The organism is Mucilaginibacter sp. SG538B (assembly GCF_013376065.1).
Lineage (GTDB): Bacteria > Bacteroidota > Bacteroidia > Sphingobacteriales > Sphingobacteriaceae > Mucilaginibacter > Mucilaginibacter rubeus.
Map to the genome: position 1 here is coordinate 812,175 of NZ_JABMJI010000001.1, position 22,148 is coordinate 834,322.

Annotated in this window: 22 protein-coding genes; 11 read left to right on the forward strand and 11 right to left on the reverse strand. The window is 42.3% G+C overall.

The features are described 5' to 3' along the window. Nucleotides 1–8 precede the first annotated feature (8 nt). The 5 genes from FHW88_RS03085 to FHW88_RS03105 form a co-directional block, all read right to left on the reverse strand. Entirely contained in the window at nucleotides 9–1,064 is a 1,056-nt protein-coding gene (locus FHW88_RS03085; RefSeq protein ID WP_176623083.1) for an ATP-grasp domain-containing protein, read from the reverse strand. Nucleotides 1,065–1,066: 2 nt separating this feature from the next. Then, nucleotides 1,067–1,309, reverse strand: coding sequence for a PqqD family protein (locus FHW88_RS03090; RefSeq protein WP_176623085.1), 243 nt, complete (start codon nucleotides 1,307–1,309; stop codon nucleotides 1,067–1,069). A 72-nt stretch (nucleotides 1,310–1,381) separates the two neighbouring features. Further along, on the reverse strand, nucleotides 1,382–1,759 hold the full coding sequence (locus tag FHW88_RS03095) for a PleD family two-component system response regulator (RefSeq protein WP_090531434.1): 378 nt from the start codon (nucleotides 1,757–1,759) through the stop codon (nucleotides 1,382–1,384). Nucleotides 1,760–1,861: 102 nt separating this feature from the next. Continuing rightward, nucleotides 1,862–2,557, reverse strand: a complete 696-nt coding sequence (locus FHW88_RS03100) for a LytR/AlgR family response regulator transcription factor (protein ID WP_176623087.1) — start codon at nucleotides 2,555–2,557, stop codon at nucleotides 1,862–1,864. A gap of 11 nt (nucleotides 2,558–2,568) precedes the next feature. After that, a complete protein-coding gene (locus FHW88_RS03105; protein WP_176623089.1) occupies nucleotides 2,569–3,762 on the reverse strand; it encodes a sensor histidine kinase in 1,194 nt (397 codons plus the stop codon). A 562-nt stretch (nucleotides 3,763–4,324) separates the two neighbouring features. On the opposite strand from FHW88_RS03105, the gene FHW88_RS03110 reads away from it, so the two are divergent. Both FHW88_RS03110 and FHW88_RS03115 read left to right on the forward strand, forming a co-directional pair. Beyond that, nucleotides 4,325–5,077, forward strand: coding sequence for a GNAT family N-acetyltransferase (locus FHW88_RS03110; RefSeq protein WP_176623091.1), 753 nt, complete (start codon nucleotides 4,325–4,327; stop codon nucleotides 5,075–5,077). 50 nt (nucleotides 5,078–5,127) lie between these two features. Then, a complete protein-coding gene (locus FHW88_RS03115) occupies nucleotides 5,128–5,793 on the forward strand; it encodes a Type 1 glutamine amidotransferase-like domain-containing protein (protein ID WP_176623093.1) in 666 nt (221 codons plus the stop codon). A 19-nt stretch (nucleotides 5,794–5,812) separates the two neighbouring features. Here the strand turns inward: FHW88_RS03115 and FHW88_RS03120 are convergent, their stop codons facing one another. Further along, nucleotides 5,813–6,424: a hypothetical protein gene (locus FHW88_RS03120; RefSeq protein WP_090531443.1), complete on the reverse strand. Its 612-nt coding sequence runs from the start codon at nucleotides 6,422–6,424 to the stop codon at nucleotides 5,813–5,815. 23 nt (nucleotides 6,425–6,447) lie between these two features. Next, nucleotides 6,448–7,167 (reverse strand): 2OG-Fe(II) oxygenase, encoded by a 720-nt coding sequence (locus tag FHW88_RS03125; protein WP_176623095.1) that lies wholly within the window; start codon nucleotides 7,165–7,167, stop codon nucleotides 6,448–6,450. A 113-nt stretch (nucleotides 7,168–7,280) separates the two neighbouring features. On the opposite strand from FHW88_RS03125, the gene FHW88_RS03130 reads away from it, so the two are divergent. From FHW88_RS03130 to smc, 8 genes are all read left to right on the forward strand, one after another. Further along, entirely contained in the window at nucleotides 7,281–7,634 is a 354-nt protein-coding gene (locus FHW88_RS03130; RefSeq protein WP_218117122.1) for a DUF488 domain-containing protein, read from the forward strand. A gap of 99 nt (nucleotides 7,635–7,733) precedes the next feature. Further along, nucleotides 7,734–8,585, forward strand: a complete 852-nt coding sequence (locus FHW88_RS03135; RefSeq protein ID WP_176623097.1) for a methylated-DNA--[protein]-cysteine S-methyltransferase — start codon at nucleotides 7,734–7,736, stop codon at nucleotides 8,583–8,585. Between the two features lie 294 nt (nucleotides 8,586–8,879). Continuing rightward, nucleotides 8,880–9,203, forward strand: a complete 324-nt coding sequence (locus FHW88_RS03140) for a hypothetical protein (RefSeq protein WP_139160014.1) — start codon at nucleotides 8,880–8,882, stop codon at nucleotides 9,201–9,203. Beyond that, nucleotides 9,185–9,850: an ATP-binding cassette domain-containing protein gene (locus tag FHW88_RS03145; protein WP_176623099.1), complete on the forward strand. Its 666-nt coding sequence runs from the start codon at nucleotides 9,185–9,187 to the stop codon at nucleotides 9,848–9,850. Before FHW88_RS03140 ends, FHW88_RS03145 begins: the two co-directional genes overlap by 19 nt. A gap of 61 nt (nucleotides 9,851–9,911) precedes the next feature. After that, entirely contained in the window at nucleotides 9,912–10,886 is a 975-nt protein-coding gene (locus FHW88_RS03150; protein ID WP_176623100.1) for an aspartyl protease family protein, read from the forward strand. Between the two features lies 1 nt (nucleotide 10,887). Then, nucleotides 10,888–12,321, forward strand: coding sequence for a hypothetical protein (locus FHW88_RS03155; protein ID WP_176623101.1), 1,434 nt, complete (start codon nucleotides 10,888–10,890; stop codon nucleotides 12,319–12,321). Nucleotides 12,322–12,502: 181 nt separating this feature from the next. After that, on the forward strand, nucleotides 12,503–13,288 hold the full coding sequence (locus FHW88_RS03160; RefSeq protein ID WP_176623103.1) for a PhzF family phenazine biosynthesis protein: 786 nt from the start codon (nucleotides 12,503–12,505) through the stop codon (nucleotides 13,286–13,288). A gap of 336 nt (nucleotides 13,289–13,624) precedes the next feature. Further along, nucleotides 13,625–17,167, forward strand: coding sequence for a chromosome segregation protein SMC (smc, locus tag FHW88_RS03165; protein WP_176623105.1), 3,543 nt, complete (start codon nucleotides 13,625–13,627; stop codon nucleotides 17,165–17,167). 156 nt (nucleotides 17,168–17,323) lie between these two features. Here smc and FHW88_RS03170 read toward each other — a convergent pair whose 3' ends face one another. The 4 genes from FHW88_RS03170 to FHW88_RS03185 are packed head-to-tail and all read right to left on the reverse strand — an operon-like array spanning nucleotide 17,324 to nucleotide 20,473. Beyond that, nucleotides 17,324–18,850 carry a S41 family peptidase gene (locus FHW88_RS03170; RefSeq protein WP_176623107.1) on the reverse strand — a complete coding sequence of 509 codons (1,527 nt, stop codon included), beginning with the start codon at nucleotides 18,848–18,850 and terminating at the stop codon, nucleotides 17,324–17,326. Between the two features lie 54 nt (nucleotides 18,851–18,904). Continuing rightward, a complete protein-coding gene (locus tag FHW88_RS03175) occupies nucleotides 18,905–19,513 on the reverse strand; it encodes an HAD family hydrolase (protein ID WP_176623109.1) in 609 nt (202 codons plus the stop codon). Further along, entirely contained in the window at nucleotides 19,513–19,812 is a 300-nt protein-coding gene (locus FHW88_RS03180; protein ID WP_176623111.1) for a hypothetical protein, read from the reverse strand. The genes FHW88_RS03175 and FHW88_RS03180 overlap by 1 nt, the downstream gene beginning before the upstream one ends. Before the next feature lies 1 nt (nucleotide 19,813). Next, the gene (locus FHW88_RS03185) at nucleotides 19,814–20,473 is read right to left on the reverse strand and encodes an ABC transporter ATP-binding protein (RefSeq protein ID WP_091163023.1); all 660 of its coding nucleotides are present in this window, start codon (nucleotides 20,471–20,473) and stop codon (nucleotides 19,814–19,816) included. Nucleotides 20,474–20,868: 395 nt separating this feature from the next. Between FHW88_RS03185 and sucC the strand changes: the two genes are divergently transcribed. Further along, entirely contained in the window at nucleotides 20,869–22,062 is a 1,194-nt protein-coding gene (gene sucC / locus FHW88_RS03190; protein WP_176623113.1) for an ADP-forming succinate--CoA ligase subunit beta, read from the forward strand. Nucleotides 22,063–22,148: the final 86 nt, after the last annotated feature.

A 22,148-nucleotide genomic window follows, 5' to 3' on the forward strand; every position in this document is an offset into this window, starting at 1 on the left:
GTTATAAATTATAATTCGCCAAACGCCGAGATCTGCTGAAAATCGGCGATGTCGGCAATATGGTCCCACGAATAGCGGACAAACAGTTTGCCGGCCTGGTAATCGGCATAGGGCTCAACGGTTTCACCCATCGCTATTTTGGCCAATGCCGCAGGCTGGTTTTGGCCGGCGGCGGCAGTTAAATAAACCCATGCCGGAAACCGGGGGTTAATTTCCAATATGTATAAATGTCCGTCGGCATTGCTCATGACCTCCATTTCGTAACCGCCTTTCCAGTTGCTTACGCGGGCAAAGTTGTCGGCCAGTTGGGTAAGCTTATCATCTTTAATGGTAACGCCCGCCCAGGCCTTCCCTTTATCGGTAATATAAAGCTTGCGCATAGCCACCAAGCCGATGTTGTTGCCATTACCGTCGCCAAGTGCCGCAATGTTGATTTCGTTGCCCTTAATGTATTGCTGAGCTATTACCGGTATGCCCCAGGCTGCATATAATTGATGAAAGGCTTTCAATGCCTGATCCATCGTATATACAACATAAGCATCATAAAACTTACCTTTTATTACCATAGGAAAGTTGAACTCATCAGCCGCTTTTTTAATATCGTCGGTAGTGTAAAGCTTATGATCGGCAGGCACATAAAAGCCATTTTTTGTGCCGAAATTTTTTAGGTTCACCTTATCTCTTAACGCCAGTTGCTGGTGTGTTGGGAGATAAGTTGCTATGCCCATTTGCTGCAATTGAGGCGCTATCTTTATAAAATTGAACAGCTCCGAATCAAAGTTGGGGATAATGAGATCAAGTTTGTCCTGTTCGTTGATATATGTCAAACGTTCAACGAGGGCTGCCGTACCTTCGGTTGGATAGGGGACCTGGTAAGTTTTATTTACCCACCCCCGCAGATAAATCCCGGGCTCCAGCGACTCATACGATAGGCCAATTATGCGCAAGCCATCTCCAAAACACTCTTTTAAAGAACGGATGACCGCCATCCCAGGACCCGGATTGTCATTGGCATTAAGCCCGGTGACGGCAATACATAAATTAGCGTACTTGTTTGGCATCATCCTTAAATTTCGAGCAGGTTTGCTTCTTTTAGCTGCAGCATCCAATTATCCCAATCCAAGTTAAGCTGGCTTTCGCTCACTTCATACCTGCTCAGAATATCCTGCTTGATATCATCTTCGGTTTTGCCGCTTTTCATAGCCTCAAGCAGTTTTGCCGCCATACCGTTACCGGAAAATGAATCGCCGGTGGCAGGGTTAAAAATAAACCCGTTTTCGCTGGTGGCTATGTTGCTCTTGAGTTTCATTTTATAAGTGCAGAGTTGTTTAATTAATAAAAGCTAAACTTAGCAGGTTTATATGAGTTTACAAAACCAGCTTCAGGATGCCATCAGGTATTCTATCCTTGATGCAAGCACTTCCATATCCAGCGGTTTTACAAACAAGGCATCGCATTTATAGGAGTCGGCCTGTGCTTTTTTTGTTTTAAAAGCGGTTACAATAATGATAGGTACGTTGCATAGCTGCTTATCATCCTTAAAGTCCCGGCAAACCAGTTCACAATCGTTATCTACCAACAAATAATCCAAAATGATCAAATCCGGATTAATCATTTTAGCTTTATCATATATAGCATTGGGGTCAAAAGTTAAATGCACATTAAAATCGCCATAGTACATAATGTCATCAATTACCGATAACATCCGGCTGTTTTTATCAAGTACTAAGATGGTTTTTTTATCGCCTGCTGTTTTCATGACTTAAGGATTAGTGCCAATTTTAATAATATAAAGTTGAGGCTATTTAAGGGGCTATAAAATAATGTGTCGTTCAACGCCTTTAATGTGCCGATGAATTGATTATTTGTGCCAGTTTTTGATAAAATCGGTATAGTTTGTACCTACAGGAAGCTCTACGTCGGTTAGTTTTACCTTGCGGTTGTGGATAGACCTGATCAGATCGCGCGCTACCACGAAGCTGCGGTGAATACGGATAAACTTTGATGCAGGCAGTTTTTCAATTGCACTTTTCAGGGGCATAAGCGTTAGTATGGGTTTGGCTACGCCCAGCATATGGATCTTGATGTAATCCTGCATGCTTTCAATATATTCAATGTCTTTAATGTTGATCTTGATCAGTCTGTATTCTGAATGCACATACAGGAAATCGCTTTCATTCGGGGTATCGGTATGCTTGTACTGGTAATAGCCAATTGCCTTTTGAACCGCTGTGTCAAAGCGCAGGTTATTGATCGGTTTCAGCAGGTAATCAACCGCCTCCAGTTCGTAACCTTCATATGCATAATTTTTGTAGGCAGTGGTAAAAATGATCATTGGTTTATCAGTCAATGATTTTACCAGGTCGATACCTGTAATATCAGGCATGTTAATATCTATGAACAGCACATCTACCTTGTTCATTTTCAGGTATTCCCCGCCCGATATAGCATCCTCAAAAGTATTGACCAATGTTAACGCGGGATAGCCAGCTACATATTTTTCAATTATCTGAAGGGCCAGTGGCTCATCATCAATAGCTACACATTTTAACTGCATAATAGATAGTTTTAAGCGTTAATCTCCAGTTCGACAGTGAAATTGCCATCGGCCGAGCTGATGTCAAGCCGGTGTTTGTTAGGGTAAATATGTTGCAGGCGCTGACGGTTATTGGCAATGCCAATCCCTTTCCGTTCGGTGGCAGGTCGTTTTTCGAAAATGGTATTTTTGCAGATGAACAGCATTTGGTTGCCGTTTACCCTTAAGCAAATATTGATAACTGATGGCTGATGTTTACTTACGCCGTACTTAAAAACATTTTCAATAAAGGTCATCAGTATCAGGGGCGGAATTTTTTGATTGTCTATCTTGCCCGAAACTTCAAAATCAAGCTTTGTTTTTTTGCCGAGTCGCAGGCGTTGCAGATCGATATAATCGTTGATACAATCAACTTCGTTTTGCAGCAAAACAAAATCCTCCGTTACCTCATCGGTTACGTAGCGCATGATATTAGAGAGTTTCATGATACTTTCGGAAGTATGCTCGCTATTGGTAACCGATAAGGCATAAATATTATTCAGCGTATTGAACAGAAAATGAGGATTGATCTGGGCTTTAAGAAAAGAGAGTTCGGCATGGGCTTTTTCGGCCTCGGCGCGGGTAACCATCTGCTCGGTAAGTTGCCATTTTTGAACCGTGGCAATGGCAACGCTCAGTCCCATCACAATGATAAAAATAAATAAGCCTACCATATCAATATTACCTGATTGGTGAATGAAAATAATGCGGTTGGCGGGTTTAAGGCTGGGGTCCTGCATCCGCAGGTCCTCGTGTGGCAACGGGCCAAAAGGCATGTTTTGCTGATCAGGTGCTGAGCTGTCAATACCTGTAGGCACAATTTGCGGCCCTATAGGCTGCGGATTGGGGGCAGTTGTTGCTACAGGTTTATTCCCTTTAATGAGATTGTGAAGAAGCAGGTTATCAAAAGGCTGCAAAAAGTAAACACAGCCTGAAAGCAGTAACACAATAAATCCATACCAGATATATCTTTTACGGAACACGAATTTTGGCACCAGGTACCAGGCGTTCAGGTAAAACATAAATATATAAGTAAGGCAAAACAGCCAGTAGTAAGGCGAAAACAGTACTGTATAGGTGGCGGCGCTGCTTTGCTGCGTGCGGTTCATGAACAATAACGGGAACCCTAAAAACACAAGCCAGCCTGCAGCATGAATGAAAAAAGTGGTTGCTTTTGAGCGGATCATTTTATTTTAAGATTCTTTTATTCATCAATGCCGAAGCTACTGGCCAGCACATATTTTAGCATCTAATTTAAAAAAAGCACCTGTACATTGCACAGGTGCTTCATCTTATACGAAAAAAACTATAATTCAGTGTCCCTGCTTCTGAATTATAAATCAAAGGTGAAGATGAGCGGTTGGTTTTATCAACCATGTGTCGGTGAATTGGGAAATTGTATAGATGAACGGAGGGAAGCGGCACGTTTTACCGAAAAATAGGGATGAGTGGATTATACAAGAAAGCCCCCTTGCACTCGCTGCTTGGGGGCTGTCACCTAAACCTTATCACTGATCAAATTATTATTTGACGGTGTAAAAGTAATCGCGCGGCCTTAATTTGAAATTTTGTACCGACGAATTGCGGGATTGAATGGATGGAAGAGGCTTTGCAAGCTTTTTGTATCTGAAAACACTGTTAGTTTGATATCGAAATATGGTTTAGAACATGAATTCCTTACCGGCTTCGATACTACTAATTCTTGTTATTTGGTATATTTATGCTTAGTAGTTTAATTTTAATGTGCAAATGAAATTTGACGTTGTAAAAGTACAGGAGATAGATATTGAATCGCATCGCCGGTTATTTCTTGCAGAAGCAAAATTTCAATTTGTGTATAACAAATGTCATGGTGCAGGTTGGGTAGACACTTATCTTTTTAAGGATAACGACATCCCCATTGGTTATGGTTCGGTATGGGGAAAAGATAAACGCGAGGAAAGGGATACCATATGTGAGTTCTTTTTAGATAAACCTTTCAGAAAGCATGCCAGGCAGATCTTTGAGCTATTTATAAAAGCCTCGGGTGCCGGCTTCGTAGAATGCCAAACCAATGATATCTTACTTGCGGGTATGGCGTTTGAACTAACAAAAAACATCAATGCCGAGGCTATTCTGTTCGAAACGGCTTTTGAAACGGCATTTGCAATAGATGATGCGCAGTTTGTAAAAAGTAAAAATGCAGACGAATGGAATGCTTACAGTATACAAAAAGATGGTGAAGTTATTGCTACAGGTGGTTTTATCTTGAATTATAATTTCCCTTATATCGATATTTACTATGAAGTAAAGGAAGATTTAAGAAGACAAGGATATGGCGTTTTCCTTATGCAGGAGTTGAAAAAGGAAGCCTACCGGTTAAATAGGGTTCCTGCAGCCCGGTGCAACGTCAATAATCACGCTTCTAAGGCACTTCTTCTGAAAGCCGGCATGCGGGTGTGCGGCTACATTATAATGGGTGAAATAATCAATGAATTATTTATAAGCCCGGTTACTTTTTGAATTACATTGTTACCTTAAGCTTATTGCGCACAATCACGATATAAACGAATATGAAGCTGCTTCTCACTTCTGCCGGTATAAGCAATATGAGCATTCAAAATGCGCTCATTGAACTACTGGGCAAGCCAATTGCTGAATCGAATGCCCTTTTTGTCCCTACGGCGATATATGCCATTCCTAATGGCGGCGACATAGTACGAAGAGTAATTCGAGGATCGTTAGGCGATCCTTTTTGCGAATTAGGCTGGAAATCGCTGGGGTTGCTGGAGCTAACGGTGCTGCCAAGCATCAAACAAGAACTTTGGGTTAATATGCTCAATGAAACTGATGCCTTGTTGGTAGGTGGAGGCGACTGCCAATATCTGACCTATTGGATGCAGCAATCCGGCCTGGCAGAGCTGTTGCCATCGTTATTGCATAAAATGGTATACGTAGGTTTAAGTGCCGGCAGTATGATCATGACCCGGTTTGGCACAACCTATGGCAACCATGTGTTACCGGCTAACAGTGATAAGTCGCTGAATGTTGTTGATTTTGCTATTCACCCTCATTTAGACTACGAATGGTTCCCTGAGAATTCACTGGCCAATATTGAGAAACTGGCTGCTTCCATACCTGTACCATCATACGCTATTGACGATCAAACCGCCATTAAAGTTGTCGATGGAGTAATTGAGGTTGTTACCGAAGGACATTGGAAATTATTTAATCCCTGATATTTGTTAGCATTATAAGTTAAATACTCATTTGCGGTGCATATCCTGCTTTAAACATATTCACAAAAGAACGGGGAGTTAACACCTGCAGTTTATCCACATGGGGTAATGCTATTCCTTCTTCATATCCCACGGCGCTCCACAAGTGCAACTCGTCATCTTTAAGCAAATATGGCCGCCCCTCATGAATCACAAAAGTTCCGTTTGGCAATGCCCTTATATTTTCGTCATAAGTAACTTTTGACTTATCGACGGTAATTCGCTCGGCCTGTAAAATGTCATCTATTTTGGATACTGGTGTTTTCATATCGAAACCATATTGCGGGTTTCCTTTTAGCCAAAACTGTTTGAACTTTTGATGGTCTTTATACCGGCATTGAAAGCAAGGGCGGTGCCCGGCCGAAAATGCGGTAGCTTCGTCAAGGAAGAATAGTTCCGTCCACCGGTTGGGCTGCATGATTTCCCGATGGCGGCCCCTGAACTCCAAAACGCAAGTTATCCATGCTTTGATTTTAAAGGGGCGTACTATCTCCTTGCACTCGTTATGTATTACGCCGCGGTTACCGAGCCAGGCGCCACGTTCGGGAGTTTTAATGAGTTGGCCAAATGGATTTACGCGGTTCTGCAGCATCGGTTAAAATTACATCAATGTGTTTAAGAAAGTGCATCATGAAATATAATGCCCAGGCTATGGCGCTTACCGCTGTGAACCGGGCTTACTCCATGTTTCATATTTACCCTGTAATAACCTTTGCTGCCTTTTACCGGCCTAAAGTTAGTGGTAAATAAAACCATATCACCCATGTCTGGAGTAAGTACATTAACTTTTGATTGTGCCCGCGGAATTTGCTCGGTGATTACAAATTCGCCGCCGGTATAGTCTCTGTCATGTTGGTCGAGCATGAAAACCATTTGGATGGGGAAATATACTTCGCCGTAAAGGTCCTGGTGCAGGGTGTTAAATCCGCCTTCTGTGTATTGCAATATCAGGGCTGTGGGTTTGGTTTGCCCGGCTTCATGGCTTAACTGTTTCATTTCTTCATGGGTGCCGGGGAATCGTTTGTCAATACCAAGTTCATTCATCCATTTATTGGCGACAGGTACGATGCACGTATAAACGCTCTCCCTTAAATCTGTTATAATAGCAGGAAGCGGGTAATTATAATATTTGTATTCGCCATATCCGAATCTGTAGCGCTCCATGTTGACGGTTTTGCGGTAAGCATCTGCGTCATATTCGCTGATTAATGTATCGCAGTAGCGTTCACCTAAAACCTGTTTAACAATTGCAAAACCGTTGTCATGTAATGTTTTATTAATTTGATCCCAATCAAGATTTTTGATGCGATCTTTAAGTGTTTGTTCCGGTGTCATTTTTGTTATTTTGAATAGTATCAAAACTATCATTAGGAAGATTGGCGGGCAATCCGATTCTTGCGGAATTTATACTGTCGGTTTCATTGAAGAGAAATTATTAAATACATATCATGGAGATTAAACTTAAACGGGTTTACGAACCTTATGCCGAGGCAGATGGCGTTAGAGTTTTGGTGGACCGCCTTTGGCCGCGGGGGATAAAAAAGGAAGACCAACGGATTGACAAGTGGTTTAAAGGTGTAGCACCATCTAACGAGCTAAGAAAATGGTATAACCATGATCCTGAAAAATTTGAAGCCTTTAACCAAAAATACCGCGCCGAAATTGAGGGTGCAAAGGTTTTGGATGAATTGGTAGATTATATCAGGCAGCATAAAACAGTGACGCTGGTGTTTTCTTCAAAAGAGCCGAAATTAAATAATGCGGTAGTTTTAAGCAAGATAATCGAAGAGCATATCGCCTGAAAACTCCGCAAGAATCGGATTGTTGAGCATGGGCGAGGCCGGTACCTTTGTGTTATAAATACTAAAAAACACAATTGAATTATTTAAATATAAGGCTTTATGAAAACTCAACAAGAGATAGATTATACCCGCATAGCCGATGCGATTGGCTTTTTCAGGGAGAATTTTAAGGCACAGCCTAAACTGGATGAAGTTGCGGAACATGTTAATTTAAGTCCCTTCCATTTTCAGCGGATGTTTAAGGATTGGGCGGGGGTAACGCCTAAGCAGTTTCTGCAATATTTAAGTGTAGAACATGCCAAGGAAATATTAAAGCAGGACAACACCAATGTTTTTAATACCGCGCTGGAGACAGGGCTTTCGGGAGGTGGCAGACTGCATGACCTGTTCATTAAGGTAGAAGGTATGACCCCTGGCGAATACCGCAACGGCGGGGCTATGCTGCAGATCAATTATTCATTTGCCGATACGCCTTTTGGTAAGGTGATCGTGGCATCAACGGGCAAAGGTATCTGCCATATGGCTTTTGTTGATGATGGGGAAGAGAAAGCTTTGGAGCAGTTGAAAATAAGTTTCCCAAACGCCGGATACAACCAGTTAGTTGACAGAATCCAGCAAAATGCCTTGTTTATTTTCACACAGGACTGGAGCCGTTTGGACGAGATCAAGCTGCATTTAAAAGGAACCGATTTCCAGATCAAGGTATGGGAAACATTATTGAAAGTACCTGCCGGCGGATTGACCACTTATGCCTCACTTGCCAAAAAATCAGGCAGCGAAAATGCTTACCGCGCAGTCGGCTCAGCGGTAGGTAGTAATCCCGTAGCGTTCCTGATCCCTTGCCACCGGGTAATCAAATCAACCGGCGAAATAGGTCAGTATCATTGGGGCAGTGCCCGTAAAAACGCAATAATAGGCTGGGAAGCAGCGCTAAAGGAGCGGGTTGAATAAGGTTTGTGAGCAAAGGGGATATGTAATTCCCTTCAAGCGTCCGCGCTTACATAGCAACGCTAAAGTAAGCGTGGACGTAAACATAAAAATGAGTATGTCCGGTTTTACAGATCGCTGGAACAACACATCAGTGTGGAGTAAAGTGCCGGGCTCATCAAAAACTGTGTCGGCAATTACCGCATCCCCGAACCTGTTCGCCAGGTGAACCAGCAGGCGAACAAAATAGAATTGCCTGCGAGGAAAATTTTAAGCCACAACCTGCGTTATTTTAGCTCACCTGTCATGATTAGCTGAATGCGTAATACCATAAAAATCACCTGGTATTTTTATAAGTCGATGTTGTTATGGTGCATGACCATCAACATGATCTGCATCTACTATTTGTTTCGCGGAGAGGTTAATATTGTAGAATCATACATTTTTAAAATAATGAGTTATGGTTTAATCATCGGCTTCCGGTATTATAATTACAACTCAACTAAAACCTTCTTCTACTTCCGTAATGCAGGTTACGGGATCGACAGGTTATACCTGTACGCCCTTACGTGCGATGCCCTGGCCTACGGAATACTGTTATCGCTCTTAAAACTGGTAAAATATTGGGTCAGTATATTTTAAAAACCGACAGCGTTCACCTCGAGTTTGATGGACGCAAGATTTTACAAGATATTTATCTCGATTGCCGCCAGGGCGAGGTGGTAGGTTTGCTTGGCCGCAACGGCTGTGGCAAGTCATCGCTGCTGCGGGTTATTTTCGGTAGCCTAAAGCCAACTTACAAGCACGTCAGCATCGACGATAAACACATTTATAAAGGTTATGACGATGGTCGGGTAGCTTATTTGCCCCAGCACAATTATCTGCCGCAAAATATAAAGATCCAAAGCCTTGCTGGTACCATTATCGATCCTCAATTTACTGATGAATTTACCTCATTGTCAATTTACCAGGATCATCATCACAAAAAGCCCGGCCAGCTATCCGGCGGAGAACTCAGGCAATTGGAAACCCTGATGTGTATTTACAGCCGGGCAGATTTTATATTGCTCGATGAGCCATTTACTCATGTTTCGCCGGTGCAGGCGGAAATGTTTAAGGGTATCATTCGTAAATGCGCTAAGGTAAAAGGTATCATTGTTACCGATCATCAGTATTATAATATCCTTGACGTGGCCGATAGAATAGTACTAATTACCGACGGGAGCACCAAAGCCATCAACAACCCTGATGATCTGATCAGGTACCGGTACATCAGTCACATTATTTAATTGTTAGACTGTGTAACTTAAGGCATAAAATGAGGGTCTATTAGGTATAGTATTTAATACGATGCCTAAGGTTTATCTGTTGATCTTTTTTTTAGTTTTCTGTTGCTTCAGTGCGGCGGGCAGCGAGAAAGTGACTATCAATGGCATCACCTTTAAAAATGCAAAGCCCGATCCTGATCCATCGCCCACCGGTGATTTTAAAACTTTAGTCATTCCGATAAAAAGGGCTGGGAACCTAATTCTTATTGAAGCTCAGATCGATACCCTTGAAGGTAATTTTGTGCTGGATACCGGCGCGCCGTACCTGGTTTTAAATGAAACCTATTTTAGGGATCTGCCACACGTAGCTGAGCAGGAATCTGCAGGAATCAACGGGGTTGCCGGCAGCTCTTTTACTACTTATATCCGTAATTTTAACATCCTCGAATTGCACTATCCAAAGCTCCGGGCCGATGTTACCGACCTGTCATCTATAGAAAACGGTAAGCGGATCAAAATATTGGGATTGCTGGGTACCGGGCTATTTTCCGATTTCGCGATTACCGTTGATCTTTTCAGAAATACGTTATACATCCAAAAACTTGATGAGAATGGTAACATCCCCGAAACCGAAAAGGTATTTCACGATCGTTTTATGGTAAGTCCTTTCCGTATGCTCAATGATGTTATTTTAATGAAGGGTACTGTTAACGATAATTCGCTTTGGTTCGCTTTTGACAGCGCCGCCGAAACCAGTTTACTCGACTACCGGCGTTCAAAAAAACTGATCCCCGATATGGAGGTTATCAGCCGCTCAAAAATTATGGGTATCGGCGGTACCTCTATCGAGGTGATCTACACCCGCTTTGATAATTTGGTTGTCGGCGACCGAAAGTACATGAAAAACCGTATTTTAATAACCAATCTCGAAAAAATGGGGAATGCTTATGGCTACAAAATTGATGGTGTTTTAGGGTATGACTTCTTTGTGCGCGGCATATTCACCATCAACTTTGTTAAAAAAGAATTTGAAATGTACATTTACAGTAACCAGTAATATGAAAAGGCGCGGGCGTATAGTTATTGTTTTTTTTGCGATGGTTTGCATGGCCATACATGTAAGAGCGCAAAAGCGCAATAACCTGATCATGGGCAGGGATAATCTCGTTCTGCTTATTGATATGCGCTCATCCAAAACAGAAGTTGATAGCCTGCTCAAAAAAGCCGGGTTAAAAGGTGCAAATGCAGCTGATGTTTTAAAAGGCGATTTTACCGCCCTGAAAAAAGACGGCTGGACAATGGCCGAAAAACAGGGAAATATAATAGAGTTTGACAGGCCGCTTGAGGCCCTTAATCTGAACCCTCAAGTTACTCCTTACCTGATAACTACTAAAATAGATAACAATGATGATGAGTCGCCGGGGTATCCGGCTGATGTTAATTTCGGTATCAATAACTTTGCTAAAGTCACTGTTCATGAATTAGCATCTGGTTTAACCCGTTTCTTTTTGCCCGGCTACGCCCAAAGTAAAAGGGTACTGCTATCAGGCAACTTCAATAACTGGAGCACCCTTAAAGGTATCATGGCCAAAACCGACAGCGGTTGGATTGCCGACATAAAGCTGAAACCCGGCAAATATGAATATAAATTTATTGTGGATGGCCATTGGATCAGCGACCGTTATAATAACCTGGTGAGCGACAATGACGATAATTCGATATACTTTCGTTATAACTACACTTTTAAGCTGAACGGATACACCAATGCGCATAAAATAACACTGGCAGCGAGTTTTAATGATTGGGACGCTAACAATATCGTCCTCGAGAAAAGTCCCAAAGGCTGGCAAAAACAGCTTTACCTGCACGAAGGCACACAGGCGTATCGTTTCCTGGTTGATGGCAAATGGATCACCGATCCAGCTAATCCTAATAAGATCCAGGGCGCTGATGGATATACCAACTCAGTGCTGAACCTTGGCGAAACGGTTGTGTTTAAGCTTGATGGTTATACCAGCGCAAAGAAAGTGTACGTAGGCGGAAGCTTCAATAATTGGGAGCATGGCTTGATCCCGCTTACCAAAACCAAAACGGGCTGGGCATCGTCCTTAATTATTCCGCCGGGCAATTATGGCTATAAGTTTGTTGTGGATGATAACTGGATCACCGACCCCAAAAACCCTCGTAATATGATGGAGGGCGGCGTTGTTAATTCATATATTTCGGTGAAGCCAAATTATACGTTTAAGCTAAGCGGTTTCAATAATGCTAAAAAGGTTCATTTAGCGGGCAGTTTTAACAACTTTGATGATTTTGGTTACACACTTGCTTTTAACGGTAAAGAGTGGACGGTAAGTGTTTACCTGAAGCCAGGCAAGCAACTGTACAAGTTTATTGTGGATGGTAAATGGATGATAGACCCTGGCAATAAACTTTACGAACCTAACCAATATAATTCGGGTAATTCCGTTTTATGGATCGAACAATTATAGAAGCAGGATTGCAAGAATCAAGATACAAGAATAAAGAAGCAAAAAAAATAAAGAAGCTGGATAAGAAAGATCTTGATTCTCATAGTCTTGCATCATGATTCTCGTATTCTCGCATCTTGGTTCTCATATTTTTGCATTTTGACGCTCACCTCGTTATATTAGCTAAAATACCATATCTGTTATGACCATCCCTATATACCAGGCCGACGCATTTACCGATAAGCTTTTTGGCGGTAACCCGGCGGCAATTTGTCCGCTTAATGAATGGTTGCCCGATGTTACCATGCAAATGATAGCCATTGAAAACAACCTTGCCGAAACCGCTTTTTTTGTGAAAAACGACGATGGTTATAAGCTTCGCTGGTTTACGCCCGAGTATGAGATAGATCTTTGCGGGCATGCTACCCTGGCATCTGCTCATATTCTGTTTTCGGAACTGGGCTATGAGGGTGATACCATTCATTTTGAAACTGTAAAAGCCGGAACGCTCACCGTAAAGCGTGATGGCGATAAATATACGATGGATTTTCCATCACGTCCGCCAATCCCCATTGAGGCGCCGAATGGATTAGCCGAAGCGCTTGGCGAAAAGCAACCGGTAGCATTTTTGCGCTCGCGTGATTATTTCATTGTTTATGAAACCGAGCAGGATATCAGGGAGCTTACGCCCGATTTCTTCGCCATGTCAAAAATGGATACGGTAGGGATCATAGCTACCGCACCTGGCGAAACCTCTGATTTTGTTTCCCGCTTTTTTGCGCCCGGCGCAGGCATCCCCGAAGACCCGGTTACCGGATCTGCACATTGTAACCTGATCCCGTATTGGGCAAAACGCCTGGGTAAAGATATGCTTCATGCCTATCAGCTCTCAGCCCGCCGCGGTGAACTTTGGTGCGAGCTTAAAGGTGACCGCGTGTTGATGAGTGGCAAAGCGGTTACTTATTTGAAGGGGGAGATAAGGGTTTAAATTATAAATTGTCATTGCGAATATGTAAAAGTCCGGGCCGCTAAAGGTAAAAGGCAAAAAAGGAGTTGTCACCCTGAGTTGCCGAACGGTCGTGTGCAGGGCCTGCCCACCATACTTCGATGAACTCAGTATGACACCCTTTTTGAGTTGTCATCGGTAGGGACAAAGCAATGACGTTATACAAACCCTGCCAGTAACCTTTTGCCTTTATCCTTTTACCTTTAGCCTTTTTCCTTTCACCTTTTCCTTTCGCCTCAAATCAAAATATACTTTCAAAACTCAATTATTTATAATTACTTTGGAGGTTTGGACTTTGCAAGGTACTTAATAAATTAAATGCAGCTTACCCGTTTAGAAATCAAAGGCTTCAAGAGTTTTGGCGATAAAATAACCATCAATTTTAATGAGGGTGTTACCGCTATTGTAGGGCCTAACGGTTGTGGTAAGTCGAACGTTGTTGACAGTATCCGCTGGGTTTTGGGTGAGCAAAGCACCCGGATGCTCCGTTCGGAGAAAATGGATAACGTTATTTTTAACGGTACCAAAAGCCGTAAATCGGCTAACCTTGCCGAAGTTTCCCTCACTTTTGATAATACAAAAAACGTACTGCCAACCGATTATTCGCAGGTAACACTTACCCGTAAGCTTTACCGCACGGGCGAAAGCGAATACCGACTTAACGATGTACAGTGCCGTTTAAAGGATATTACCGATCTTTTTTTGGATACGGGTATCGGCTCCGACTCCTATTCTATCATCGAGCTCCGGATGATCGACGAGATCATCACCAATAAGGAGGGCTCACGCCGTAACCTGTTTGAGGAAGCATCGGGCATCTCTAAATACAAGCTCCGCAAAAAGCAAACTTTCAGTAAGCTGAAAGAGACAGAGGCCGATTTGGCCCGTGTTGATGACCTGCTGTTTGAGATTGAGAAGAACCTGAAATCACTGGAGAACCAGGCGAAGAAAACTGAACGATACTATCGTCTCAAAGAACAGTATAAAACGCTGAGCATTATGCTGGCTTCGTTCAGGATCGTGGCTTTTAGCGAATCATTGAAAAAGATAGAAGAGCAGGAGCTAAAGCATAAAGCCGAGAAAGGCGATATTATTATCCAGATAGATATTTTGGAAGCAATGCTGCAACAACAAAAGCTGGATAGTATCACCAAAGAAAAGAACCTTTCGGTTCAGCAAAAAACAACCAATGAGTTTGTTTCAAAGATCCGGGCTTACGAAAGCGAAAAGAAGATCAAGAATGAACAGTTGAAGTTTCAACAAGATAAAGAATCGCGTCTGACTGAAGAGTTAGAACGCGATAAAAACCAGTTGAACCACGTTTTATATAACATTAAACGCTTAAACGAGGAAAAGGCCACCGAGGATGAAGCGCTGCAAACCATCCAAAGCAAACTTTCTGATTTAAAAGAAGCCGTTGATGAATTACGTGCACAACAAACCGAAGCCCGTAGTGAGCTCAACGAGCTTAATAATATCAATACCCGCCTGCAAAACCAGGCTTATAAGGCAGAAAAAGACCTGGATATATTGCAAATTCAGCAACAGGCTTTGGAGCAGGAAAGCCAGCGCAATATGGAAGATACCACCAATAAAGAGGTGGAGCTATCGCACTTTAACCAGGTGGTTGCCGAGCTGCAATACCGCAAGGAAACACTCGACGACGAATTTCAGCAGGCTGTTGAGTTTGAAAATAAATTAAAAGAACAAATTGCCGAAACCGATGTTGAGTTGAACTCGGTTAAGGATACCATTATAAAAGAGAGCCGTCGCCTTGATGCCAAGCAAAACGAATACAACCTTACCAAAAGTATGGTTGATAGTTTGGAAGGTTTCCCGGAGTCAATAAGGTTCCTGAAAAAGAATACCGATTGGGCTAAAAATGCACCTTTGTTTAGCGATGTGCTTTTTTGTAAGGAGGAGTTTCGTGTAGCCATTGAAAACTACCTTGAACCGCTCATGAACTATTACGTGGTTGAAAGGTACGACGATGCAGTAAAGGCTATAAGCCTATTGAGCAATTCGGCAAAGGGCAGAGCAAATTTTTTTGTGCTGAATAACTACGCTGATGAATCGCCTGCACAAATCAGCTTCGAAAAGGAGGGGGCTATCCCGGCACTGAGTGTTATTGAGGTTGAAAAACGTTACCTGCCGCTTTGTAATTACCTGCTTAAAGGTGTTTACCTGGTTGATGACGATAAAGAAGGCCAGATCAATAGCGAAACTTTACCGCAGGGCGTTGTGTTAATCGGCAAGAGCGGTAAGTTCAATAAATCAAAACATACCATGGCCGGTGGTTCGGTTGGTTTGTTTGAGGGTAAAAGGATCGGGCGTGCTAAAAACCTGGAGAATTTGGCTAAAGAGATCCGGGGAATAGAGAACCAGGTGGGTTCATTTCGTACGAAGTCTGAAGAATTACAGAATAAGCTTGCAGCTTTACGTTCGTCAACCAAGGCAGCTGAGATTAATGAGCAGCAACAGATCCTGAACCGTTTAAATAACGAGTTGATCACTGTAAAAACGCGCCAGGAGCAATATCAAACTTTTATTGAAAACAGCCTTAACCGTAAAGAAGATATCGCCCGTAAAATTTCCGGGATAAAAGATGAAATGGCTGCCCTACAACCGCAATTGGCCGAGTTAAAAACTCAACGCCAGATCCAAAGCGATTTATTGGCCGATAAGCAGATGGCTTTTAACGAGCTGAACGAATACGTTTCCGTACAGTCAAACGCCTACAATCAGGAAAACATCCGTTTTCATCAGCAACAAAATAAGGTATCGGGTTTAATGAAAGACCTTGACTATCGGGATACCCAGCAGGAAAGCCTTGAAACACGTATAAGGCAAAATAGCAGCGAGCTTGAAAAAGTAAAAGTTGCTATACAGGAAAACCTGAAGCTGGCCGATAACTCCGACGATAACCTGCTCGAAATGTATGAGCAGAAGGAAAACCTGGAAAAGGCCACACAACAAGCCGAACAGGAGTACTATCAATGGCGCGGCCTCATCACCGAAAATGAGAACCAGGTAAGCTCATTGAGGCGCAAAAAAGAGAACAGCGAAGTTATTGAGAATGAGCTGCGCGACGAACGAAATAATTTAAAGATAGACCTGAACGCGCTGAAAGAGCGTCTTTCGGTTGAGTTTAATATAGATATTGAAGACCTGCCGGAAAGCGAAGTGCCCGAAGGAGAAAGCGAACAGGACCTTCGGGAAAAAGCTGAAAAGCTAAAAAAACAATTAGACGATTTTGGCGCCATAAACCCGATGGCGGTAGAGGCTTATAACGAAATGAATGAGCGTTATACTTTTATCCAGGCGCAAAAGAAAGACCTGAGCGAAGCCAAAGCATCGTTGCTGGCTACCATACAGGAGATTGACGATACCGCGAAAGATAAGTTCATGACGGCGTTTATTATGGTGCGCGAAAACTTTATTAAAGTATTCCGCTCGCTGTTTAATGAAGAGGATTCATGCGATCTGATCCTAACAGATCCTGACCATCCACTCGAATCGGATATTGATATCATCGCGAAGCCAAAAGGTAAACGACCATTATCCATCAACCAACTATCGGGAGGGGAAAAAACCCTTACGGCAACGGCTATACTGTTTTCGCTGTACCTGCTAAAGCCTGCACCTTTCTGTATTTTTGATGAGGTTGACGCCCCGCTTGATGATACCAACATTGATAAGTTCAATAACATTATCCGCACCTTCTCCAAAGAGTCGCAATTTATCATTGTATCTCACAACAAACGCACTATTGCCAGTACTGACGTTATCTATGGTGTAACCATGGTTGAGCAGGGAATTTCTCGCGTGGTGCCTGTTGATTTAAGGGAATTGGCTGATTAAAAGCTTAAAGCCTAAGGCGAAAAGCTAAAAGCTGTAGGAATGAATGAACAAGATCGTCATTGCGAGGTACGAAGCAATCCTAAACTATACGGGGCGGACCTGCTAATCGGGGATTGCTTCGTACCTCGCAATGACGTTTTAAGTAGACTTTATCCTCTATTTCCTCTTTTTAGATACTGATGGCGTTTTAAGCATCAGGCCTTTAACCTTACTGCGGTTAAACCTTTGTTCCATCTCGCGTTTTTGATCTGCCGAAAGCACGTTTTTTGATGAGGTAGCTAAGCTTTGCGTGGTTACTGAACCGGTTTTATACTTGCCGGTTGTGATATAACTTAAAGCCTGTGCTAATAACCCTTCTGTAGGGTCGCCGAAGTCTTTGGTCAGGTCGTCGGTAGCGCCGATACCTTTATAAGGATTCTTTCCTGGCGTCATACCGGTATAGTAGTCGCCATTATTCGCCGAGTTTCTGGTAGAGAACATGGGCATATACAACTGGTATTTATTGATGTCAATGCCGTAAAAGCCAACTGGTTTACCGTATGTTGTTGATCCTATTAACTGAACGTCAAGCTCAGGGATAAGGTTATTAATGGTTAATTCACTTGCCGAGGCAGTACCGCTGCCAACAATAAAGAAGATGCGGCTTAAATTAAGCGAACCCTGTTTTTGAAAATTCACAGTTTGGTTGCTCACCGAGAAAAAGCCCTTAGGTATCTCATAGAGGTTTTTAAACAAGGTATAGTTATCGCTGGTGAGCTTATCATTGAAATAAGCGGTATACATTTTAGTGCCGTTTTTTGCAGAAGGCACCAAAAGGTTATCAAAATATTCGGCAGTCTCTACTGATCCACCGCCGTTATATCTTAAATCAATGATGAGGTCAGAAATACCGGTGAAGCTGTTTAAGGCCGCTAATATTTTGGGTTTGGCATTGGCCAGATCTGTGAATGAATTGAAAACCATATAACCTGCAGTTTTGCCCGAACCCACCTCTAATGTTTTATACGTGATAACCGGGTTTATGGTATAATTAGCCGTATTAAGTGTTACATCAACTGTGGTATTATCCGGTTTGGCCAATGTCATGCTGATAGTTTTGCTGTATGCATAGGCTTGTATTACAAACTGGGTATTTGTACCGCCGTCGTCGTACGCGAGGTCGGTGCGTCCATTTATTTTGGTGATCTGATACCCGCGTTTAATACCTGCTTTATCAGCAGGTGAACCAGGGTATACATATTTGATCCTCAGATCTGAGCGGGTAGGGTAGAATACCGAAAATCCGAAGTCGCCGCCATTACCGCTTAATTCGTTTGATACGGATCCATCATCAATAAACGAGTATTTGGCCGTACCGGTATTATCATAATATTCGTATGGTTGAGAGCTTGCCGGATTTATGGCATATTGTGATAAATGGTCAACCTCGCTGCCTAACCCGGTAATGGTGTCGGTACTGACATAGTTACGGGGCTGAAAATTTTTATAGGTTGGAAGCTGGTTGTACCACAAATAGGTTTCCTGCGGATATAAAAAAACAGAATCTCTTATACGGTCAAGTAGCGTACCAGTACTTGGCGGCCCGGAATTGTCATCGTTGTTATTATTACCAGGTTTGTCTTTTTTGCAAGCTGCAAATGAAACCGTTAATATTAACGTTAAAAAGTAAAATATTTTTCTCATTTGTTTGAGTTTAAGTATTTAAACGCCTTGTTAGTAAGTATGTTATAGCCAATGCTATAAAAAATCTTTAACATTAATACTGTCAATACCGCTTGCCTCGGCGCACAGCCTGTCGGTTTCCGAATTTTCAATCATTATTATCTCTTTACGCTGAAGGCCATGTTCCTGAATAAGCAGGTTAATTACATCTGGTTCGGGTTTTGGTACGGTTTCTTCGGTAAAATAGCAGCGGAGATATTTTTCCAGCCCGTGCCATTCGGTTTGTTTAATTTTATTTACCTGTTCCTGAACATTGCCGTTAGTTACAATAAACAATTTTTTGCGGTCGACCACAATATCCTGCATTAAGGTAAGTATATTTTGATATAAAAGCAGTTTTAGCGGTAATTTGGCAGTCAAAAGCAGGTTCTCAAACTTATCGCGGTATTGCTCGGCCACCGGGAACTGCTCCGTCAAACGGTTAAATGCAGTATCCTTCCCTTCAGTTATATACGTATCCGTTAGTACTTTGGTTGCCGCTTTTGCATCCGTTAGCTCAATATATTCAAGCATATTTGCAAACAGGTAATAAGCCTGAAAGTAGTAATCCTTTGCGGGATAAAGCACATCATCTAACTCAAAAATAAAAGCAGTTTTACGTTTATCAATATCCTTATAGTCCATTAATCAATTACGTGTAGTTTTATATCGTATTCATTAAAAAGGGTTTCGGCTTTTAATAAAAGCGCGGCTTCGTCGGGCCTTAATAAATAAACCGAATCCACACCCTTATCAAGGCAAAGCGTTAACATTTCATGGGTATAACTTGCCGAAGCTGGATTGGGCAATAATATCATTTTGCCTGTTTTTACCATAAAATCGGGCAGGTCCATGTGGTCGCCCAAAATAATATTTTTTCCTTCCAGTTTGTTTTTGAGCTGGTAGGCTTGTGCCGTTGTAGCGGCGGTAATTAAAATGCTCATGTTAATGGGCGTTAACAATTAAACCATCCCTCATTGTAACTGTGCGGTCTGACAGGTTTGCAAGATCTTCATTATGAGTAACAATAACAAAGGTTTGCCTGAAATCATTTTTAAGCTTAATAAATAATTCATGAAGCTCGAGCGCGTTGACCGAATCAAGGTTGCCTGAAGGCTCATCGGCAAAAATAAGTGCCGGATTGTTGATTAACGCACGGGCCACAGCTACCCTTTGCTGCTCGCCGCCTGATAGCTGGTTAGGTTTATGGTGCAGCCTGTCTTTCAACCCCAAAAGATCAAGCAACCCAGCCGCTTTTTTTTCTGCTTCAGATTTTGATTTCCCTGCTATAAAGGCCGGGATGCAAACATTTTCAAGAGCGCTGAACTCGGCCAGTAAATGGTGAAACTGGAATATAAAACCAATCTGCCGGTTCCGGAAATCGCTTAGTTGTTTGTTATTTAGTTTGTTTAGTTCAATATCATTAATGGTTAAAGTGCCCGAATCTGGCCGGTCAAGGGTACCTAATATGTTAAGTAATGAGCTTTTTCCGGCACCTGAAGCCCCAACGATGGTTACGATTTCGCCCTTTTGTACCTCAAGGTCAACGCCCTTTAATATTTGTAACTGTCCGTATGATTTATGGATAGATCTGGCTTTAAGCATTTGGCAAAGTTAACGGATTAGCTGGATTTATTTTGTTGGGATTACACCGATTGATTTATGATTTCAGCGCTTTTTACCGTTGATGATTTTTGATTATGTTGACATCCGATTTTTCTGATTTGACGAACATTCTATTAATCTTAAAATCCTGTAAATCCTGATTCTGACAATGAGCTGAATGAAATGATTTAAGGAGGCTCTCAACTGAAAACAAATTCTCCCACTTTCTTTGCGGCGTTGCGCCTTAGCGTGCTTAATATTCAATTCCCTAACTTTTCCGTACTTTGCATTCTTTGTAAATACAATGTTATTTAACCCGATAAGGGCAAATAAACTGAAACAAGCTGTTTACCGTTTCAAACAAAATTGTAGCTTTACCGCAAATTCTTCAAAACATGAATATTCACGAATATCAGGGTAAAGCTATATTAAAAAGCTATGGCGTTAGAGTTCAGGAAGGCATTGTAGCCGATACTGTTGAGCAGGCTGTTGAGGCTGCCCAAAAATTGAAAGAAGACCTGGGCTCAAGCTGGGTAGTGATCAAAGCACAGATCCACGCAGGTGGCCGTGGTAAAGGCGGCGGCGTTAAGCTTGCCAAAAACATCGACCAGGTAAAAGAACATACCGGCAATATTTTAGGTATGCAATTGGTAACTCCGCAAACTGGTCCTGAAGGTAAAAAAGTTAAGAAAGTTTTAGTTGCACAGGATGTTTACTATCCGGGCGAAAGTGAAACTAAAGAGTTTTACATGAGCGTATTGCTTGACCGCGCACGTGGCCGCAACATAATTATGTACAGCACCGAAGGCGGTATGGATATTGAGGAAGTTGCACACTCAACCCCTGAGCTTATATTTAAAGAAGAGATTGATCCTAAAGTTGGTTTACAGGGCTTCCAGACCCGTAAAATAGCCTTTAACCTTGGCCTTGAAGGCGAAGCGTTTAAAGACATGACCAAATTCATTGCTGCTTTATATAAAGCCTATGAAGGTACCGACTCATCGCAATTTGAAATTAACCCGGTTTTAAAAACCTCTGACAATAAAATTTTAGCTGTTGACGCTAAGGTAAACCTTGACGATAACGCGCTTTACCGTCATCCGGATTACGCTGCAATGCGTGATACTGATGAGGAAGATCCAACCGAAGTTGAAGCCAGCAAATCAAACCTTAACTATGTGAAGCTTGACGGTAACGTAGGTTGTATGGTTAACGGCGCCGGCTTAGCTATGGCTACTATGGACATCATTAAAATTGCTGGCGGTGAGCCTGCCAACTTCCTTGACGTAGGCGGTACTGCCAACGCGCAAACTGTAAAAGCAGGTTTCAATATCATCCTTTCAGATGCTAATGTAAAAGCCATCCTGATCAACATCTTCGGTGGTATCGTTCGTTGCGATCGTGTTGCGCAAGGTGTAATTGATGCTTACAAAGAGATCGGTAATATCCCGGTGCCAATTATTGTCCGTTTACAGGGCACAAACGCTGCCGAAGCAAAAGAACTGATTGATAACTCAGGTTTGAAAGTTTACTCGGCAATATTGCTGAAAGAAGCTGCAGACCGTGTTAAAGAGGTTTTAGCGCTTTAATTCTTTTTAGAGATTAGAGGCTGGTGATTAGAGATTAGTTGCCAGCCTATAGATAAAAAAGGAGGCTATATCACACATTGATACAG

Coding starts and splice junctions, on each gene's coding strand:
- FHW88_RS03175 (WP_176623109.1), bottom strand. CDS start 19,513: ATGGACTATAAGGATATTGATAAACGTAAAACTGCTTTTATTTTTGAG.
- smc (WP_176623105.1), top strand. CDS start 13,625: ATGCAGCTTACCCGTTTAGAAATCAAAGGCTTCAAGAGTTTTGGCGAT.
- FHW88_RS03185 (WP_091163023.1), bottom strand. CDS start 20,473: ATGCTTAAAGCCAGATCTATCCATAAATCATACGGACAGTTACAAATA.
- FHW88_RS03115 (WP_176623093.1), top strand. CDS start 5,128: ATGAAGCTGCTTCTCACTTCTGCCGGTATAAGCAATATGAGCATTCAA.
- FHW88_RS03130 (WP_218117122.1), top strand. CDS start 7,281: ATGGAGATTAAACTTAAACGGGTTTACGAACCTTATGCCGAGGCAGAT.
- FHW88_RS03140 (WP_139160014.1), top strand. CDS start 8,880: ATGCGTAATACCATAAAAATCACCTGGTATTTTTATAAGTCGATGTTG.
- FHW88_RS03120 (WP_090531443.1), bottom strand. CDS start 6,424: ATGCTGCAGAACCGCGTAAATCCATTTGGCCAACTCATTAAAACTCCC.
- FHW88_RS03170 (WP_176623107.1), bottom strand. CDS start 18,850: ATGAGAAAAATATTTTACTTTTTAACGTTAATATTAACGGTTTCATTT.
- FHW88_RS03155 (WP_176623101.1), top strand. CDS start 10,888: ATGAAAAGGCGCGGGCGTATAGTTATTGTTTTTTTTGCGATGGTTTGC.
- FHW88_RS03180 (WP_176623111.1), bottom strand. CDS start 19,812: ATGAGCATTTTAATTACCGCCGCTACAACGGCACAAGCCTACCAGCTC.
- FHW88_RS03135 (WP_176623097.1), top strand. CDS start 7,734: ATGAAAACTCAACAAGAGATAGATTATACCCGCATAGCCGATGCGATT.
- sucC (WP_176623113.1), top strand. CDS start 20,869: ATGAATATTCACGAATATCAGGGTAAAGCTATATTAAAAAGCTATGGC.
- FHW88_RS03150 (WP_176623100.1), top strand. CDS start 9,912: ATGCCTAAGGTTTATCTGTTGATCTTTTTTTTAGTTTTCTGTTGCTTC.
- FHW88_RS03085 (WP_176623083.1), bottom strand. CDS start 1,064: ATGATGCCAAACAAGTACGCTAATTTATGTATTGCCGTCACCGGGCTT.
- FHW88_RS03125 (WP_176623095.1), bottom strand. CDS start 7,167: ATGACACCGGAACAAACACTTAAAGATCGCATCAAAAATCTTGATTGG.
- FHW88_RS03160 (WP_176623103.1), top strand. CDS start 12,503: ATGACCATCCCTATATACCAGGCCGACGCATTTACCGATAAGCTTTTT.
- FHW88_RS03090 (WP_176623085.1), bottom strand. CDS start 1,309: ATGAAACTCAAGAGCAACATAGCCACCAGCGAAAACGGGTTTATTTTT.
- FHW88_RS03110 (WP_176623091.1), top strand. CDS start 4,325: ATGAAATTTGACGTTGTAAAAGTACAGGAGATAGATATTGAATCGCAT.
- FHW88_RS03100 (WP_176623087.1), bottom strand. CDS start 2,557: ATGCAGTTAAAATGTGTAGCTATTGATGATGAGCCACTGGCCCTTCAG.
- FHW88_RS03105 (WP_176623089.1), bottom strand. CDS start 3,762: ATGATCCGCTCAAAAGCAACCACTTTTTTCATTCATGCTGCAGGCTGG.
- FHW88_RS03095 (WP_090531434.1), bottom strand. CDS start 1,759: ATGAAAACAGCAGGCGATAAAAAAACCATCTTAGTACTTGATAAAAAC.